Origin of the sequence: Arthrobacter sp. efr-133-R2A-63, from assembly GCF_030209795.1 — a bacterium.
GTDB classification, from domain to species: Bacteria; Actinomycetota; Actinomycetes; order Actinomycetales; family Micrococcaceae; genus Arthrobacter; species Arthrobacter bambusae_A.
This window is the reverse complement of record NZ_JARVRG010000012.1, coordinates 122853-138774: the sequence shown is the minus strand read 5'-3', so window position 1 is coordinate 138774 and position 15922 is coordinate 122853. Positions and strand designations below refer to the sequence as shown.

Here is a 15922-nt window from a genome sequence, read left to right as displayed (position 1 = left end):
GCTTTGTTGCGCTGTTCAACGCGCAGCAGCTTACGGCCTTCAGGTGCCAGGGTCACTGGAGTGCTCCTTCGGGGCTGGATACGAGTGCTTCTTCGTGCTTGCGGAACTCTTCGATGAAGCGCTCAGCAATGTCGGCCGGATTGATGGTCCTGCCAGTCTCGAGGGACATGGTGGTGACGCTGGCATCGGTGATGCCGCAGGCGATGATCTGCGCGTAGGGAGCGAGGTCGTTGCTGCAGTTGATTGCCACGCCATGCATGGTGACACCGTCCAGGACACGGATGCCGATCGCAGCGATCTTGCGGTCCGGACCCTTGTCATCGGCGAGGACCCAGACTCCCGCCCGGCCTTTGACCCGCGTGGCCTTGATCCCGTAGTCCTCCATGATCACGATCATGACGGCTTCGAGGCGCTCGACGTAGTCACGGATTCCAGCGCGGTTCTTCAGCTTGAGGATGGGGTAGGCAATGAGTTGGCCCGGCCCGTGCCAGGTCAATTTTCCGCCACGGTCCACCGGAACGACGGGCGTGCCGTCAAACGGGCGCTCGTGGTCCTCCGTGAGCTTGCCTGCCGTGTAGACCGCGGCATGCTCAAGGAGCAGGACGGTGCTGGGTTTCTCGCCGGCAACAACCTTGTTGTGGAGTTCGCGCTGGGTATCCCAGCCCTGCATGTAGTCGACGAAATCCGGGGCAAGACCCAGCTGTGAAAACTCAAGAGTCATGGGGACTAGCTTAGACCCCGCCGGGCGCAGGCCGTGATTTTGTGGCCAAGCTCTCAGTCGTACTCGGCTTGCCCGCTAGGCTCCGGCCCCTGGCCTGTGGATAACTTCTGCGGCAATCCGCGATTTCCGGTATTTGTTGAGGTATGGAGACTTTTTCGCCCGGCGGGAGTGGCCAGGACCACGGCAGGGATATGCCTTCCTCGGGGACAGAACCTTCCGGCCCCGTGATCCCGGGTTTTGTTCCGGTCCGCGAGTTGGGGTCTGGCGGCAGCGCCACGGTGTGGCTGGCAACGGAGCTGCGGTCAGGAAGCAATTTCGCCGTGAAATGCCTTGGCCGGAAACCGGAGGCGTCGGCTCCAGGCGCGGCGACCTCATCCATGCTCCGCGAGGTGCGGCTCCTGTCCCGGCTGGACCACGATCACCTCGTCAAGGTCCGCGGCGTCGTTGAGCTGGCAGGATCCTTCGCCGGCGGCGGGGGCGTGGTCATGGATTACGCCCCCGGGGGATCCCTCGGTCAGTTGGTGTCCAGCAGGGGGCGTCTTGGCGTGGGCGAGACGGTGACTATCCTGACGCCCCTCGCGCAGGCCTTGGCTTATCTGCACGGCCAAGGCATGACGCATTCCGATGTTTCCCCCGGGAACGTGCTGTTCACCGCCCAAGGGAAGCCGCTGCTTTCGGACTTGGGCATCTCCCGCGTCGTGGGTGACGCTCTAGGGGTCCCGGACTCGGGAACTCCGGGCTTCGTGGCCCCCGATCCGGTTGTCCGGGGGAGCGCGGAACTCCAACCGCAACGCGATACGTACGCCCTCGCCGCCCTTGGCTGGTATTGCCTCACCGGTTCCGCTCCCGACACGGCGGCCCGCCGGCCGCCCCTGACATTACTGGTGCCCGCGGTCCCCACCGCCCTGGCCGTTGCCATCGAGGCCGGCCTCCATCCCGACGGGCAGCAGCGGCCTTCCGCCGCCGATTTGGGTGTTGCCGTCTACAGGAGCGCCGCGCCGGAAGCCGTGGACCTTTCCGCCTCGGTACATGCGACGGTTGTCCCTGAACTGACGACCCGGCGTCGTACTCCCGATCCCCGCTCAAGGCGCGCCCGTATCGCGGCGCTTTTCAGCCGCCACCGTTCGCCGGCGGCAGGCCGGGCGCGACGGCGGGCTGTCGTGCGGGTTTCCGTACGACGGCGGGTGGCGTCCATTGTGCTCGTCCTCGGGATAGCCGCGGGCGCCGGAGCAGTGACCGTGCTGTGGGCCGGCACAGCCTGGCGGGCTGGCGACCTGGGGCCGGGGGCCGGGCCGCCGGCTTCCGCTTCGACTCCTGAGGCCGTGCTCGACAAAGTCCCGTCGGCGGCGGAACTTCCTGCGGCGGCGCGGGAACAGATCCGATCACCACATCCCGAGGAAGCCATCAGGGGACTGTCGGCGATCCGGGACATGGCGCTACGTTCGGGGAAGTTCGAGCTGCTGGAACACGTCAACGTGCAGGGCTCGGTGGCTGCGGCTTCGGACGGAAAGCTCAGGGACGGGTTGATCGATGCAGGCGTAGTTCTCGCGGGCTTTTCCACGACCTTGACTAGCGTGTATGTGGAGGGACCTTCCAGCCTGGACCGGGCAACTGTTGCCGTCACAGTGGAAACCTCCGCCTATGAAGAACGGGACGCTTCGGGGAATGTTGTCCTCTCGCGTCCCCCCGGCAAACCACAAGAGCTCCGGGTGGTTCTCCTGCGTGGCGGGGACGCGTGGAGGATCACGGAGATCCTGGCCGGGCAGGCGTAGGCGGTCACTTGCCGCCGCTTGCCACCCACCGGGCGGCGTCCGCCAGCGCGGGATGCTGCCAGGCAAAGCCCGAGTCCATCAGCCGCGCCGGTTCCATGCGCTGGTTGGCCAGCACAAGTTCCTCTGCCAGATGGCTGCCGAGGGCGAGGCGCAGGGCCGGCGCGGGCACCCGGAGGAACGCCGGCCGGTGCAGGGCAGCCGCCAGTTGCGCAACGATGGCGTTGACGTCGGCGCTTTCCGGGGCGCACACGTTGACGGGACCTTCGAGGGAGGAATCGAGCAGGTATTCGAAAGCGGAAACCTCATCCACCAGGGAAATCCAGGGCCAGTACTGCCGGCCGTTTCCCAAAGGTCCGCCCAAGCCGATCTTCAACAACGGAAGGAGTGGCCCCAGCGCTCCGCCGTCCGGGCTGAGGACGACGCCCGTACGCGGCGTCACCACTCGTACGCCGGCAGGTGCCGTGCGGGCGGCGGCTTCCCAATCGACGCACAGGGTGGCCAGCATGCCCTTGCCTGGCCCCGTGTCCTCCCGGAGCAGGCCGGGCCGGGACGAGCCGTAGTATCCCGATGCGGACTGGCTCAGAAACGTTCCGGGCGGAGTTCCCAGCCGTGCCATCGCCGTCGTGAGTGTTGTTGTTGTCCGCAAGCGTGAGTCGATAATCTCGCGCACGCGTGCTTTGGTCCAGCGGCGCTCCCCGATACCCGCCCCGGAAAGGTTGACCACTGCGTCTGCGCCGTCGAGCACCGCCTCATCCAGTTGCCCCGCGGCCGGATCCCAATATGCCTCGCCTGTTCCCGCAGGCGCACGCCGGACCAACCGGACGACGTCGTGCCCGCTGCCGAGAAGACGCGCGCAGAGCGCGGTTCCGATGAATCCTGAAGCACCCGATATCACGATTCGCATGCCTCATCACATCATGGCAAGCATCACTTCGGCACTACGGCAGGCCTCAAAGGGCTCGCTTCTCCTTTGACTATGATCGAACAATGACCTCCTCCAGCTACTTCCGTTTCCCGCATTTGCATGGTGATTTGATCACTTTCGTGGCCGAAGACGACGTTTGGATCGCGCCCGTGGCCGGAGGCCGCGCGTGGCGCATTTCGGCCCAGCAGCTCCCTGCACGCAATCCCCGGTTCACCCCGGACGGAAAGCGGCTCGTCTGGACGACGATCGTCGGGGCCGCTCCCGAGGTGGTGACCGCGAATGTCGACGGCGGCGGGTACCGGCAGTTGAGCTACTTCGGTCACGGCACCACCCGCGTCAAGGGATTCACCTCCACGGGTGACGTCGTGGTCACCTCGGCCTTCGAACAGGCCGAGGGACGGCACACGCATGCCTACGCCTTGCCGCTCGACGGCGGCCCCGCCGTCGAGCTTCCGTTCGGCCCCGTCGAATCGGTGGCTTTCGGCCCGGAAGTGGGGGACGAGCGGCCCGTTGTCCTTTCCAGCGTGCTCTCCCGCGAACCCGCATGGTGGAAGCGGTACCGTGGCGGCACCGCCGGAAAACTGTGGATCGACGCCGACGGGAACGGCGAGTTCGCCCGCTTGGTGCCCGAGCTCAACGGGAACCTCGCGGACCCGTTGTGGGTAGGCGGACGCATCGCTTTCCTTTCGGACCACGAGGGTTACGGAAACCTCTATTCAGTACAGCCGGACGGCTCGGACCTGCGCCGGCACACCGATCACGAGGACTTCTACGTCCGGCACGCGGCGAGCGACGGCAAGCGGGTCATCTTCGAATCGGCGGGCGAGTTGTGGATCCTGCCGACGCTTGAGGCCGAGGCCGAGGCGGTACGGCTGGACATCAGTTTGGGTTCGGCATCCCAGACACGCCGGCCGGCACCCCTCAAAGTTGCCGCCCACGTGGGCGACGTCGTCCCCAACGCAGCCGGCTCGGCCAGCGCTGTGGAATCCCACGGAACCATCCACTGGCTGCGCCACAAAGACGGACCGTCCCGGGTGGTCGAAGCGACTCCCGGCGTGCGGGCAAGGCTTCCCCGGCCTCTCGTCGACGGTCGTATCGCCTATGTAGCGGACCACGACGGCGTCGACTCCCTGTACATCAAGAGGATCGCGCCGCGTTTTTCGCAGCCAGCCGTCGAAACACCAGTCCAGGACCCCGTACCGGCGAGCCCTGAGGCTGAAGAAGCCGGGGCCGGACAATTGCCCCGCCCCGTCTCGGCGTCGGCGATCACGGGTCAGCCCGCGGCGTCCGGAGTCCGGGAGCCGGAACTGCACGCGGAGCCCGGGGCTGTTTCCGCGGGCGCCGCCGTCGCGTCGGCGGACCCCGCGGGTGCCCCCGTTGGCGCCACACGTAGCGGAGCCGAAGATGCACAGAGCGATCTCCTGAGGATCGATTTCCCCAGGGCAGCCCGTCCCAGCGCCCTCGAAGCCAGTCCCGATGGCCGGTGGCTTGCCGTAGGTACTGCGTTCGGGGACGTCTACCTGGCCGACACCGCGAGCGGCGCCCTGTCGCTGCTTGTCAGCGTGGGGGATGGAAGCATCGACGGCCTCGCATGGTCGCCGGACTCCCAATGGATTGCATGGTCCGAACCTGTGACGTCCTTCGGTTCGCGGAGCAAGCTGCGCATGGCAAACACCGCCAACGCGCAGGACATCGTGGAGGTCACCGACGGCCGCTTCTGCGACGAATCGCCCGCCTTCACTCCCGACGGCAAATTCCTGGCGTTCCTGTCGAACCGCAGCTTTGATCCCGTCTACGACGGCCACGCCTTTGATTTGTCCTTCCCCAGCCCCATCAAGCCGTACCTCGTGGCACTCGCTGCAGCCACTCCGTCTCCCTTCGGCCCGGTAGTGGACCTGCTGGACGAAGATGGAGCGGACGCCCTCCGCGACGGGAAGAACGACGCGGCGGACGGCGCGAAAGACGATACCGGGAATGGTGCCGGGACTGTCACGGTCCGCGTGGACCGTGAAGGGCTGCCGCTGCGCGTCATCGGCGTACCTGTACCGCAGGGCAACTACTCGGCGCTTTCGGCCTCCAGCGGAGCATTGTTGTGGCTAGACACCCCGCTTTCAGGTGTCACGGGAGACGGCCGTGGCAAGGTGCAGGACAAGGCACCCGCCCCGGCCTTGGTCCGTTACGACCTTACGAAGCTGAAGCAAGTCACGCTTGCGTCCGAGGTCGAGCGCTACCGGCTGTCCGGAGACGGCCGGAAACTGGTCTTCGTCAACGACAAGCAGGTCATCGCCGTCCCGTCCGACGCCAAGGCCGAGGAAGAATCCGGAGACCTTGTCAAGGTTGAGCTGAACCGGATCCGGGTGGTCATGGACCCGTTGGCTGTATGGGGACAGGCATTCGACGAAGCATGGCGGCTGCAGCGGGACTTCTTCTGGACCGAAGACATGGCCGGCCAGGACTGGGATACGGTGCATGCACGGTACCGTCCCGTCGTCGAACGCCTGGGCTCGCACGACGACCTGGTGGACCTGTTGTGGGAACTGCACGGCGAGCTCGGCACGTCACACGCCTACGTGCGTCCGGCAGCGGTGTGCGAACCCGGGAGCAATGGACAAGGCAGGCTCGGTGCCGACCTCAATCTCACGGAAGATGGTTGGGAGATCACACGCATCCTCGCGGGCGACTCCTCCGACCCCCTGGCCAACTCGCCGCTGACCCGGCCGGGCGCCGACGCGAAGGTAGGCGACGTTGTCCTGGCGATCGACGGCGTCGGGCTCTCCGAGGACCGTACTCCGGCCAAACAACTGGTGGGCGCCGCGGGCCGGACCGTGGAACTGACCCTCCTCAACGGAGGCGGGCACGGTGAGGCGGCAGGCCGGCAGCGGCGGATCGCCGTTGTTCCGGTGAAGGATGAGGAACGCCTGCGGTACCAGGAATGGGTGCACGCCAACCGGCGCACGGTGCGCGAGGCCTCGGACGGAAAGTTCGGCTATCTGCATGTCCCGGACATGATGGCCAATGGTTGGGCGCAGCTCCACCGCGATCTCGACACCGAGACCGCGCTGGACGGGTTGATTGTCGACGTGCGGCGCAACCGGGGCGGCCATACCTCGCAGCTCGTGGCCGAACTGATCGGCCGCAAGGTCACCGGCTGGAGCATGCCGCGCGGCGAAAAGCCGCGAACCTACCCCCAGCACGCCCCGCGCGGACCGGTCATTATCCTCGCAGACGAATTCGCCGGCTCCGACGGCGACATCATCACGCAGGTGTCCAAACTTCGCGGCATCGGACCGGTCATCGGCACCCGGACCTGGGGCGGCGTCGTGGGCATCGACAACCGTTTCTCCCTGGCAGACGGCACCGGCGTGACCCAGCCGCGCTATGCCACATGGTTCTCGGGCGGCATCGGCTGGAGCGTGGAGAACTTCGGTGTTGAGCCTGACATCGAGGTGGTGTTCCCGCCCCACGCTTATGCGGCTGGCACCGATCCCCAGCTGGAGTACGGGATCGGCGCACTCAAGGAAATGGTCCAGGAACTTCCCACGGACCGGCCACCGCTGCGCGAAGGCTACCGCAAGCTCCGCCCGGCTGCGTTGCCCGCGAGGCCGCAACAAGGCTAGCTTGAGGCCCGCAAGACGAAGTCCCCGCCCTTCCGGAAGGAAAGGCGGGGACTTCGCTGCTTGGGACGGGTTGCCGCTAGGACGCGAGCGTGGCATCCAGCGTGATCGGGGTTGCCCGGAGTGCCTGGGAGACCGGGCAGTTGAGCTTGGCGTCTTCGGCGAGGCGCTGGAATTCCTCTTCGGAAACGCCGGGGATGCGTGCGCTCACGGTCAGGTGGATGCCCGTGATGCCTTCGCCGGGCTGGAAGGTGACGTCGGCCTTGGTGTTGACCTCTTCCGGCGTGAAGCCTGCGCCTGCGACGCCGTTGCTGAACGCCATCGAGAAGCATGCCGAGTGTGCGGCGGCAATGAGCTCTTCGGGGCTGGTCTTGCCCTCTGCGGACTCCGCGCGGGCCTTCCAGGTGACGTTGAAGGTCCCGAGTCCGGAGCTGTCCAGCGTGGTGTTGCCTGCGCCTTCGATCAGGTTGCCGTTCCATACGGTGTGTGCGGTGCGTGTTGTAGCCATGTCCACTCCTCAGCGTCGTTGCGAATTGGCATCCGGATGCCGGATGCCGCCGGGATCAATCCTAGGGATTCGACGGCGGCGGCGCACCGCTTGTCCGCTCTCAGAGGATTGTGACTGGCCCGGTTTAAGCGGCAACGACCGCCCGGACGGAAGGTCCGGGCGGCCGCGAAGTTTGCTTGAGTCAGCAGCTATACGGGATCACTGCCAGATCGTGGCGATGGCGATGTTGAGCAATGCCAGGCCGCCGACGCCGTGGGCCAAACCTGTGGAGACTGGTTCGCCCTTCTTGACCTTGCGGGCACCAATGACGGCCATCACGGCAACTGCGAGGCCGATGGCGAACTTGATGCCGAGCTTGAAATAGTTGGGATCGCCGAATTCGGCCGGATCTTGATTGTGGAGCACGGGCAGGAGACCCATCATGGCAATACCGGTGATCAGCTGCACGAAGGCGCCGTCCCGCTGGCGCGGGTGGACGGTCGGCTGCTTCAAGGTGGCGATCCAGTAGCCCACGATCATGGCTGCGCCGACGATGTGCAAGAACAGCAGGACGTTGAAGAGGATAGTCATGGCTCCAGCTTAGCCAGAATCTTCTACGAGCCGTAGCAAAGCCACGGAACAATGTCCGGGAGTGAAAAACGGGAAGGTCCCGGCGGTTTCCCGCCAGGACCTTCCCGTCGTCGTGATGGCTGTTATCAGAGGCCCAGGTCGGCTTCGAAGGAACCTTCCTCAAGGCGGGCCTTGAGGGTCTGCAGGAAGCGGCCCGCGTCGGCACCGTCAACCAGGCGGTGATCGTACGTCAGCGACAGGTACATCATGGAGCGGACGGCGATCGAGTCATCGCCGTTCTCGTCGGCAACCACGACCGGGCGCTTGACGATGGCGCCGGTGCCCAGGATGCCCACCTGCGGCTGGTTGATGATCGGCGTGTCGAACAGTGCGCCAACGGAACCGATGTTGGTGATGCTGAAGGTACCGCCGGACAGCTCGTCCGGACCGATCTTCCCCTGGCGGGTACGGCCGGCGACGTCGGCGATCTTGCCGGCCAGGCCGGCAAGATTCAGGTTGCCGGCGTCGGAAATAACCGGGACCAGGAGGCCCTTGTCGGTGTCCACCGCAATCGCGAGGTGTTCCGCGTTGTGGTAGGTGATTTCCTGCTTGCCCTCGTCGTATGCCGCGTTCAGCTTGGGGTGCTGCTTCAGTGCTTCGGCTACGGCCTTGGCGATGAACGGCAGGAAGGTCAGCTTGACGCCGTTCTGGGCTTCGAAGGAGCCCTTGGCCTTGAGGCGGAGCTTGGCGATCTTTGTCATGTCGACCTCGTGCACCTGCGTCAGCTGCGTTGAGGTTTCGAGGGACTCGCGCATGCGGCGGGCGATGACCTGGCGGATGCGGGGAGCCTTCTCCACGGTCCCGCGGAGCGAGGATGCCGCGACAGAGGCGGCAGCAGGCTTGGCGGGGGCTGCCTGGGCTGCCGGGGCGGGGGCGGGGGCGGCGGCTGCTGCCTTCTTGGCATCGGCCGCGGCGAGCACGTCCTGCTTCCGGATACGGCCGCCGACGCCGGTGCCCGTCACGGTGGTGATGTCGACACCGCTCTGATTGGCGAGCTTGCGGACGAGGGGGGTGACGTAGCCGGATTCGCTTGAAGACGCTGCCGGAGCGGAAACAGGTGCCGGAGCTGCGGGAGCGGCCGCCGGTGCTGGAGCTGCCGGTGCGGGAGCTGCCGGTGCGGGAGCTGACGGTGCCGGTACGGATTCAACGACGGGTGCTGCTGCGGCGGGAGCCGGTGCTGCTGCTGGTGCCGGGGCTGCAGGTGCCGGTGCCGCCGCGGCGGGGGCGCCGGAGCCGATGACTGCAAGAACGGAGCCGACCTCGGCCGTGTCGTCCTCGTTGACGCGGATCTCGAGCAAGGTGCCTGCCACGGGGGAGGGGATCTCGGTGTCGACCTTGTCGGTGGAGACCTCGAGGAGCGGTTCGTCCACTTCCACGGTGTCGCCGACGGCCTTGAGCCAGCGGGTGACGGTGCCTTCGGTGACGCTTTCGCCCAAGGCGGGGAGGGTCACGTCGTGGCCCGAGGCTTCACCGGACGGTGCTGCAGGGGCAGCTGCAGGAGCGGGGGCTTCCTCGGCTGCGGGAGCCGGTGCTGCTTCAGGGGCCGGTGCTGCTTCAGGTGCGGGGGCTGCCGGTGCTTCTTCCGAAGGCGCGGCTGCAGGCGCTGCAGCGCCGTTGCTGCCGCTGCCGATCCGAACCAGGGGAGCGCCGACTTCGGCGGTCTCGTCTTCAGCTACGAGGATTTCTTCGATGATGCCGGCAATAGGAGACGGGATTTCGGTGTCTACTTTGTCGGTGGAAACTTCGAGCAGGGGCTCGTCGACTTCCACTCGGTCACCAACCTGCTTGAGCCAGCGAGTGACGGTGCCTTCGGTGACGCTTTCACCAAGGGCGGGCAAGTTAACGGATTCAGACATGTCGTCCCCGTTCTCCTTATTGATCTTTAGTGCGGATGAGTGTTGCCTGCTGGGGTCCTGCGCCCGCAGTTCGTGCGGGCGCAGGACCGGGTGTCTTGCGTAAAGACTTAGCCGTGGAGCGGCTTTCCTGCCAGCGCGAGGTGGACTTCGCCCATGGCCTCGTTCTGCGTCGGGTGTGCGTGGATGAACTGGGCAACGTCCTCAGGGTGTGCTTCCCAGTTGACGATGAGCTGTGCTTCGCCGATCTGTTCGCCCATGCGGGAACCGATCATGTGGATACCGACCACCGGGCCGTCTTTCTGGCGGACCACCTTGACGATGCCGCCCGTGCCCAGGATGGAGCTCTTGCCGTTGCCTGCCAGGTTGTATTCCTGGGTCTGGACCTGGTCCTCGCCGAACTTCTCTTTGGCACCCTTTTCGGTGTACCCAACGGTGGCGATTTCCGGCTCGCAGTAGGTGACCTTCGGGATGTTCACGTCTTCGACGACTACCGGGTTGAGGCCGGCGATCTCTTCGGCGACGAAGATGCCTTGCTGGTACCCGCGGTGCGCCAGCTGGACGCCGGGGACGATGTCGCCGACGGCGTAGACGTTGCCAACGCCGGTGTGCAGGCGTTCGTTGGTGATGACGAAGCCGCGGTCGATGGTGACGCCTGCTTCTTCGTAGCCGAGGTTGGCGGTGACGGGGCCACGGCCAACGGCAACCAGGAGGAGATCGGCTTCGAAGGTCTGGCCGTCCACCAGCGTGACCTTCACGCCATTGTCGTCCTGCTCGACGCCCTGGAAGAAGACGCCGGTGCTGAACTTGATGCCGCGCTTCTTGAAGGCGCGCTCAAGGTTCTTGACGATGGCGGTGTCTTCGTTGGGAACGAGGGAGGGGAGGCCTTCAACGATCGTGACGTCGACGCCGAAGGACTTCCACACGGAAGCGAACTCGACGCCGATGACGCCGCCGCCGAGGACGATGACGCTCTTGGGGATGTAGTCCATGGTCAGCGCTTCATCGGAGGTGATGACGCGGCCGCCGATTTCCAGGCCGGGCAAGGAACGGGAGTAGGAACCCGTGGCCAGGACGATGTTCTTGCCCTTGTAGGCGGTGCCGTCTACGACGACGGTGTCGGTGCCCTGCAGCTTTCCTTCGCCTTCGATGACCGTGATGCCCTTGGACTTGATGAGTCCCTGCAGGCCCTTGAACTTACCGGCGACGATTCCGTCCTTGTAGGCGTTCACGGCCGTGATGTCGATGCTGTCCAACGTGACGTTGACGCCGTACTTGGCGGAGTCCCGTGCGTGGTCGGCCAGTTCCGCCGAGTGCAGCAGGGCCTTGGTGGGGATACACCCGTTGTGCAGGCAGGTGCCGCCGAGCTTTCCCTTCTCGACGAGGCCAACGGTGAAACCAAGCTGAACGGCACGCAGAGCCGTGGCGTAGCCGCCGCTGCCGCCACCGAGTACCAGGATGTCGAATTCTTGCGCAGTTGCCTGATCGGCCACTAGGACGCTCCCTCGCGTGAGCGATGACACGCGACTACGCGTCATCTGGTCTTGGAACTTGTACTGCCGCGATTATGCCAGCACCGAAGTTCTCTTGCATTTGTGACTACCGTGGTTCACCTTAGCGAACCACTTATCCATGCTCCACCCTGCCGAGGCTTTTGTGGGGCGCTTGTGGCCAGACTCACGTCGGGCCGTGGGGCCGGTCATCAACCGGCCCCACTTGGGGGACCTGCCTAGGCCGCCAGCACGTCTTCGACGTAGGCGAGCAGCGTCCTGACGGTGCAGCCGGTGCCTTGCTTGGGCGTGTAGCCGTAGGGGCTGCCGTTGTTGAAGGACGGCCCGGCGATGTCGACGTGTGCCCAGGGGATCTGCTTGCCCTCGGCGTCCTTGCCGACGAACTCGCGCAGGAACACGGCCGCGGTCATCATCCCGCCGTGGCGTTCGCCGATGTTGGCGATGTCAGCCACCTGCGACTCGAGGCTGGCCCGCAGTTCTTCCGGCAGCGGCATCGGCCAGACGAGTTCTCCGGCGCGGTCTGCCGCGGACTTGAGGGCGCCCGTGACGGCGTCGGAACCCATGACACCGGCGGTGCGGTTACCGAGGGCGATAAGCTGGGCGCCCGTCAGGGTCGCGACGTCGATGATGGCGTCGGGCTGTTCGAGGCTGGCCGCGACGATTCCGTCCGCCATGACGAGGCGTCCCTCGGCGTCGGTGTTGAGGACCTCGACCGTCTTGCCGCCGTACACGGTGAGGACGTCCGCCGGGCGCTGTGCAGCGCCTGAGGGCATGTTCTCCGCGATGCAGAGCCACGCGGTCACCTTGACGGGCAACCCGAGTCCCGCGACGGCAAGGACAGTGTTAAGTACGACGGCGGCGCCCGCCATGTCGCTCTTCATGTCGCCCATGCCGAGGGCCGGCTTGATGGAAATCCCGCCCGTGTCAAAGGTGATGCCCTTGCCGACAAGCGCGATCTTCTTGGTGGCCTTGGCCGGGGCATACTCAACCTTGACGAGGCGGGGCTGGCGGGTCGAACCCTTTCCGACGCCCAGGATTCCGCCGAAGCCGTCCTTTTCGAGGCGCTTTTCGTCCCAAACGGTGACCTTGACGGGCAGTCCCTTGGACAGTTCCTTGGCAGCTTCGGCAAAGGACTCCGGGTAAAGGTGGCTCGGAGGCTCGTTCACCAAGGTGCGGGTGTTGTTGACCGCGCGTCCGACGAGCAACGCCCGATCGAGCGCGGGCTGGACGTCCTTGCCGTCGAACGCCGTGTGGATCAGGACCTTGCCGACTGGATCCTTGAGGCCGTCCTTGCTGGAACGGTGCTCCGTGTAGGAGTAGGAACCCAGCACGGCGCCCTCGGCGACTGCCGCGACGTCGGCGAGGGACGCCGTCGGGAGGGCAAGCGTGACGGATGACAAGCCGGCCAGTTGGCGGACTGCGGATCCTGCAGCCCGGCGCAGGGTTTCCTCAGCGAGAAGGGCGTGGTCGGCGACCTTGCCGACACCTGCCAGGACGAGGACGCCCGAACCGGTCTCCGGAAGACCCGGCAGACGGTGTACCTGATCGGCTGCTCCCGTGATGCCGAGGAGGCCCAATGAAGCCGCGAGGGTCTCCGCGGCCTTCGCCCCCAGCGGGTTGCCGAGCAGTACCGGCCCGTCTTCCCCCTGCCCGACGGCTATCACGAGTGCGTCGCTGGGCGACTTCTTCAGGTCCTTGGCAATAGTGCCAAGGGTGATGTCTGTAGTCTTCACCACGAGGATTTGTCCTCATCTCTCTCTGCATGGCTTGGCCGGGCTGCATGTTAGGCGCCCGGCCCTGGTACCCGTCGGTTGTCCGCTTGTGACAACGTCGGTGGTTGCTTGGGTCCGCACACGGCGGCACGTCTCGATCGTAGTCTGTCTGCCGCGCGGGAAAGCAATTAAATGAGAGTTGCGGCACATTGGCCGACAGGAATGCGCGGCCGCTCCGGGGCGTTGTACCAATACATGGAGCGTGGCCGGCCGCCGAAGCGTCTGCTGCGGCGTGCAGCCGCCTGCTCCTCCAAGAATTTGAAACTGCGAAAGGAACATGCCGTGTTTGAACGGATTTCCGGCTCACTCCTTGACCCCGAGTCGCTCTACGCGAGCAACATCGAGCTCTTCCACAGCCCGGATACGAGGGGCCTCAACATGCTGATGGGCTTCACGGGTTTCGCGGATGCCGGCCACGTGGTCCAGCAGATCAACCGGGAACTGCTGGATACGCTCGACGCCGAAACGGTAGCCGTGTTCGACGCCGACCAGCTCATCGACTACCGCACGCGGCGCCCCCACATCAGCTTCGTCGAAGACCACCTGGAGGACTACAAGGCCCCCCAGCTGGCGCTTTACAAGCTGAACGACGGGCTGGGCGAGCCGTTCCTGCTGCTTGCCGGTTTTGAACCGGACCTCCAGTGGGAGCGTTTCGCGCGCGCCGTCGTCGGGATCGTGGAAAAGCTGGACGTCAACCTGGTGACCTGGATCCATTCCATTCCCATGCCGGTTCCACACACCCGGCCGGTCGGCGTCACGGTGCACGGGAACCGCCCGGAACTCATCGAAGGCATTTCCACGTGGAAGCCGACTGTCGAGGTTCCTTCGGCCATTGGCCACATCCTGGAATTGCGGCTGAGCGAGGCCGGGCGGAAAGTGGCCGGGTACGTCATCCACGTGCCGCACTACCTCGCGGATGCCGAGTACCCTCCTGCAGCGGTTGCGGGACTCGAATACCTGGGAGCTGCCACGTCCCTCATGCTGCCGACGGACCGCCTTCGCGAAGCCGGCAGGGAAGTGGGCAGGCAGATCGCCGAACAAGTGGAAGCATCCGAGGACGTCCAGCAGGTGGTTTCGAAGCTGGAGTCCCGCTATGACGACAAGGCGGAGGGCACGGTCCGCCGTTCCCTGCTCGCCGACGAGAACGACGAACTCCCCAACGCCGAGGACCTGGGAGCGGCGGTTGAGGCGTATCTCGCACGTAAAGATGCGCGCCCATAAAGCAGCTTTAATGCCGCCCCGGGCATAATGGAAGGGTGAACGCACCCCGCGCCTGGCTCATTTGGACGATCGGGGTGCTTGCCTACCTCGTGGCAGTCGCCCAGCGCACATCCTTTGGTGTGTCCGGACTGGAGGCCACCGAACGGTTCCATGCCAGCGCAGCCGCCATTTCCTTCTTCACGGTGCTTCAGCTGCTGGTCTACGCAGGCCTCCAGATACCGGTGGGACTCCTGGTTGACCGCTTCGGCTCGCGCGCCATGATTGCCAGCGGTGCCGTGCTCATGGGCCTCGGCCAACTCCAGTTGGCTTATGCCGACGCTGTTCCGGCGGGCGTGCTTGGCCGGGTCCTCGTCGGCGCCGGCGATGCGATGACCTTCGTCTCCGTGATCCGCCTCGTGCCGATCTGGTTCGCGCCCGCAAGGGTTCCGCTCGTCACCCAGCTGACGGGAATGTCGGGCCAGCTCGGCCAGCTCATCAGCGTGGTGCCGTTCGCCCTGGTCCTTCATTCGGCCGGCTGGAATACGGCATTCCTGGCGTTGAGCTCCCTGTCCGCGCTCGCCGTCGTGCTCGTGCTGGCCTTGCTCAGGGATGTTCCGCCGGGCCACCCGCCCCGGGAGAGCGGCCAGGGGCTTCGTGCCACAGGAGTGACCTTGGCCCGTGCGTGGAAGCAGCCGGGGACACGCTTGGGCCTCTGGTGCCACTTCACTGTCCAATTCAGCGGAAACGTCTTCGCCATGTCCTGGGGTTACCCGTTCCTGGTGTCGGCGCAGGGGCTGAACGCAGCAACCGTGTCCGCCTTGATGGGACTCTTCGTTGTCACGAGCATTCTGGTGGGGCCGTTGTTCGGGACCTTCGTGGCCCGGCACCCGATGCGGCGCTCGGCCATGGTCCTCCTGATCACGGCGGCGATCGCGCTTGCCTGGGCCGCGGTCCTGTTGCTGCCTGGCCGGGCGCCCCTCTGGTTGCTCGCCTTGCTGGTGGTCGCCCTGGCCATCGGTGGCCCCGGGTCCATGATCGGCTTTGATTTTGCCCGGACCTTCAATCCTTCCCACAGGATCGGCACCGCCACGGGCATCGTCAACGTGGGCGGCTTCGTTGCCGCGCTCCTGACGATCTACTTGGTGGGAGTCATCCTCGACGTTCTCCACACCAGCGGTTTCTCGGGCGGGGAGCTGTACGGCCTGGCGTCCTTCCGCATCGCCTTGAGCGTCCAGTTCCTGTTCCTCCTGGTGGGTACGGTCTTGATCCTCATGACCCGTCGCAAGGTGCGCCGCCAGATGGCGGCCCAGGGCGTACACGTCCCGCCGCTCCTCGTGTCGTTGGCGAACCAGCGGCGCCGCCGCGTGGAGTTGCGCCGCGAGAGGCTCGCGAAGCCGAAGAGCCCGACGCCATAGCCTGCTCCGCGGTGTTCCTCCA

General features: G+C 65.7%; 11 protein-coding genes. 4 read left to right on the top strand and 7 right to left on the bottom strand.

Features of this window, described 5'->3' with window-relative positions; translation table 11 throughout:
* Positions 1-52: 52 nt before the first annotated feature.
* Positions 53-721: a lipoyl(octanoyl) transferase LipB gene (gene lipB / locus QRN45_RS06560; RefSeq protein WP_284762739.1), complete on the bottom strand. Its 669-nt coding sequence runs from the start codon at positions 719-721 to the stop codon at positions 53-55.
* Between the two features lie 143 nt (positions 722-864).
* Here lipB and QRN45_RS06555 point away from each other — a divergent pair, with 143 nt between their 5' ends.
* Positions 865-2493, top strand: a complete 1629-nt coding sequence (locus QRN45_RS06555) for a serine/threonine-protein kinase (RefSeq protein ID WP_284762738.1) — start codon at positions 865-867, stop codon at positions 2491-2493.
* A gap of 4 nt (positions 2494-2497) precedes the next feature.
* On the opposite strand, the gene QRN45_RS06550 is transcribed toward QRN45_RS06555, so the two are convergent.
* Positions 2498-3397 (bottom strand): TIGR01777 family oxidoreductase, encoded by a 900-nt coding sequence (locus QRN45_RS06550; protein ID WP_284762737.1) that lies wholly within the window; start codon positions 3395-3397, stop codon positions 2498-2500.
* Positions 3398-3480: 83 nt separating this feature from the next.
* Here QRN45_RS06550 and QRN45_RS06545 point away from each other — a divergent pair, with 83 nt between their 5' ends.
* Positions 3481-7035 carry a S41 family peptidase gene (locus tag QRN45_RS06545; RefSeq protein ID WP_284762736.1) on the top strand — a complete coding sequence of 1185 codons (3555 nt, stop codon included), beginning with the start codon at positions 3481-3483 and terminating at the stop codon, positions 7033-7035.
* Between the two features lie 76 nt (positions 7036-7111).
* Here the strand turns inward: QRN45_RS06545 and QRN45_RS06540 are convergent, their stop codons facing one another.
* The 5 genes from QRN45_RS06540 to QRN45_RS06520 form a co-directional block, all read right to left on the bottom strand.
* Positions 7112-7540 (bottom strand): OsmC family protein, encoded by a 429-nt coding sequence (locus tag QRN45_RS06540; protein WP_078105540.1) that lies wholly within the window; start codon positions 7538-7540, stop codon positions 7112-7114.
* Positions 7541-7738: 198 nt separating this feature from the next.
* Entirely contained in the window at positions 7739-8110 is a 372-nt protein-coding gene (locus tag QRN45_RS06535) for a hypothetical protein (protein ID WP_078105539.1), read from the bottom strand.
* 125 nt (positions 8111-8235) lie between these two features.
* On the bottom strand, positions 8236-10005 hold the full coding sequence (gene sucB / locus QRN45_RS06530; protein ID WP_284762735.1) for a 2-oxoglutarate dehydrogenase, E2 component, dihydrolipoamide succinyltransferase: 1770 nt from the start codon (positions 10003-10005) through the stop codon (positions 8236-8238).
* Positions 10006-10112: 107 nt separating this feature from the next.
* Positions 10113-11495: a dihydrolipoyl dehydrogenase gene (gene lpdA / locus QRN45_RS06525; protein WP_078105532.1), complete on the bottom strand. Its 1383-nt coding sequence runs from the start codon at positions 11493-11495 to the stop codon at positions 10113-10115.
* A 236-nt stretch (positions 11496-11731) separates the two neighbouring features.
* Entirely contained in the window at positions 11732-13249 is a 1518-nt protein-coding gene (locus tag QRN45_RS06520) for a leucyl aminopeptidase (protein WP_284762734.1), read from the bottom strand.
* A gap of 318 nt (positions 13250-13567) precedes the next feature.
* Between QRN45_RS06520 and QRN45_RS06515 the strand changes: the two genes are divergently transcribed.
* Both QRN45_RS06515 and QRN45_RS06510 read left to right on the top strand, forming a co-directional pair.
* On the top strand, positions 13568-14506 hold the full coding sequence (locus QRN45_RS06515; protein ID WP_241708326.1) for a proteasome assembly chaperone family protein: 939 nt from the start codon (positions 13568-13570) through the stop codon (positions 14504-14506).
* Between the two features lie 35 nt (positions 14507-14541).
* Complete coding sequence (locus QRN45_RS06510) at positions 14542-15900, top strand: MFS transporter (protein WP_284762733.1); 1359 nt, start codon at positions 14542-14544, stop codon at positions 15898-15900.
* Positions 15901-15922 lie beyond the last annotated feature (22 nt).

Coding starts and splice junctions, on each gene's coding strand:
- lipB (WP_284762739.1), bottom strand. CDS start 721: ATGACTCTTGAGTTTTCACAGCTGGGTCTTGCCCCGGATTTCGTCGAC.
- QRN45_RS06555 (WP_284762738.1), top strand. CDS start 865: ATGGAGACTTTTTCGCCCGGCGGGAGTGGCCAGGACCACGGCAGGGAT.
- QRN45_RS06550 (WP_284762737.1), bottom strand. CDS start 3,397: ATGCGAATCGTGATATCGGGTGCTTCAGGATTCATCGGAACCGCGCTC.
- QRN45_RS06545 (WP_284762736.1), top strand. CDS start 3,481: ATGACCTCCTCCAGCTACTTCCGTTTCCCGCATTTGCATGGTGATTTG.
- QRN45_RS06540 (WP_078105540.1), bottom strand. CDS start 7,540: ATGGCTACAACACGCACCGCACACACCGTATGGAACGGCAACCTGATC.
- QRN45_RS06535 (WP_078105539.1), bottom strand. CDS start 8,110: ATGACTATCCTCTTCAACGTCCTGCTGTTCTTGCACATCGTCGGCGCA.
- sucB (WP_284762735.1), bottom strand. CDS start 10,005: ATGTCTGAATCCGTTAACTTGCCCGCCCTTGGTGAAAGCGTCACCGAA.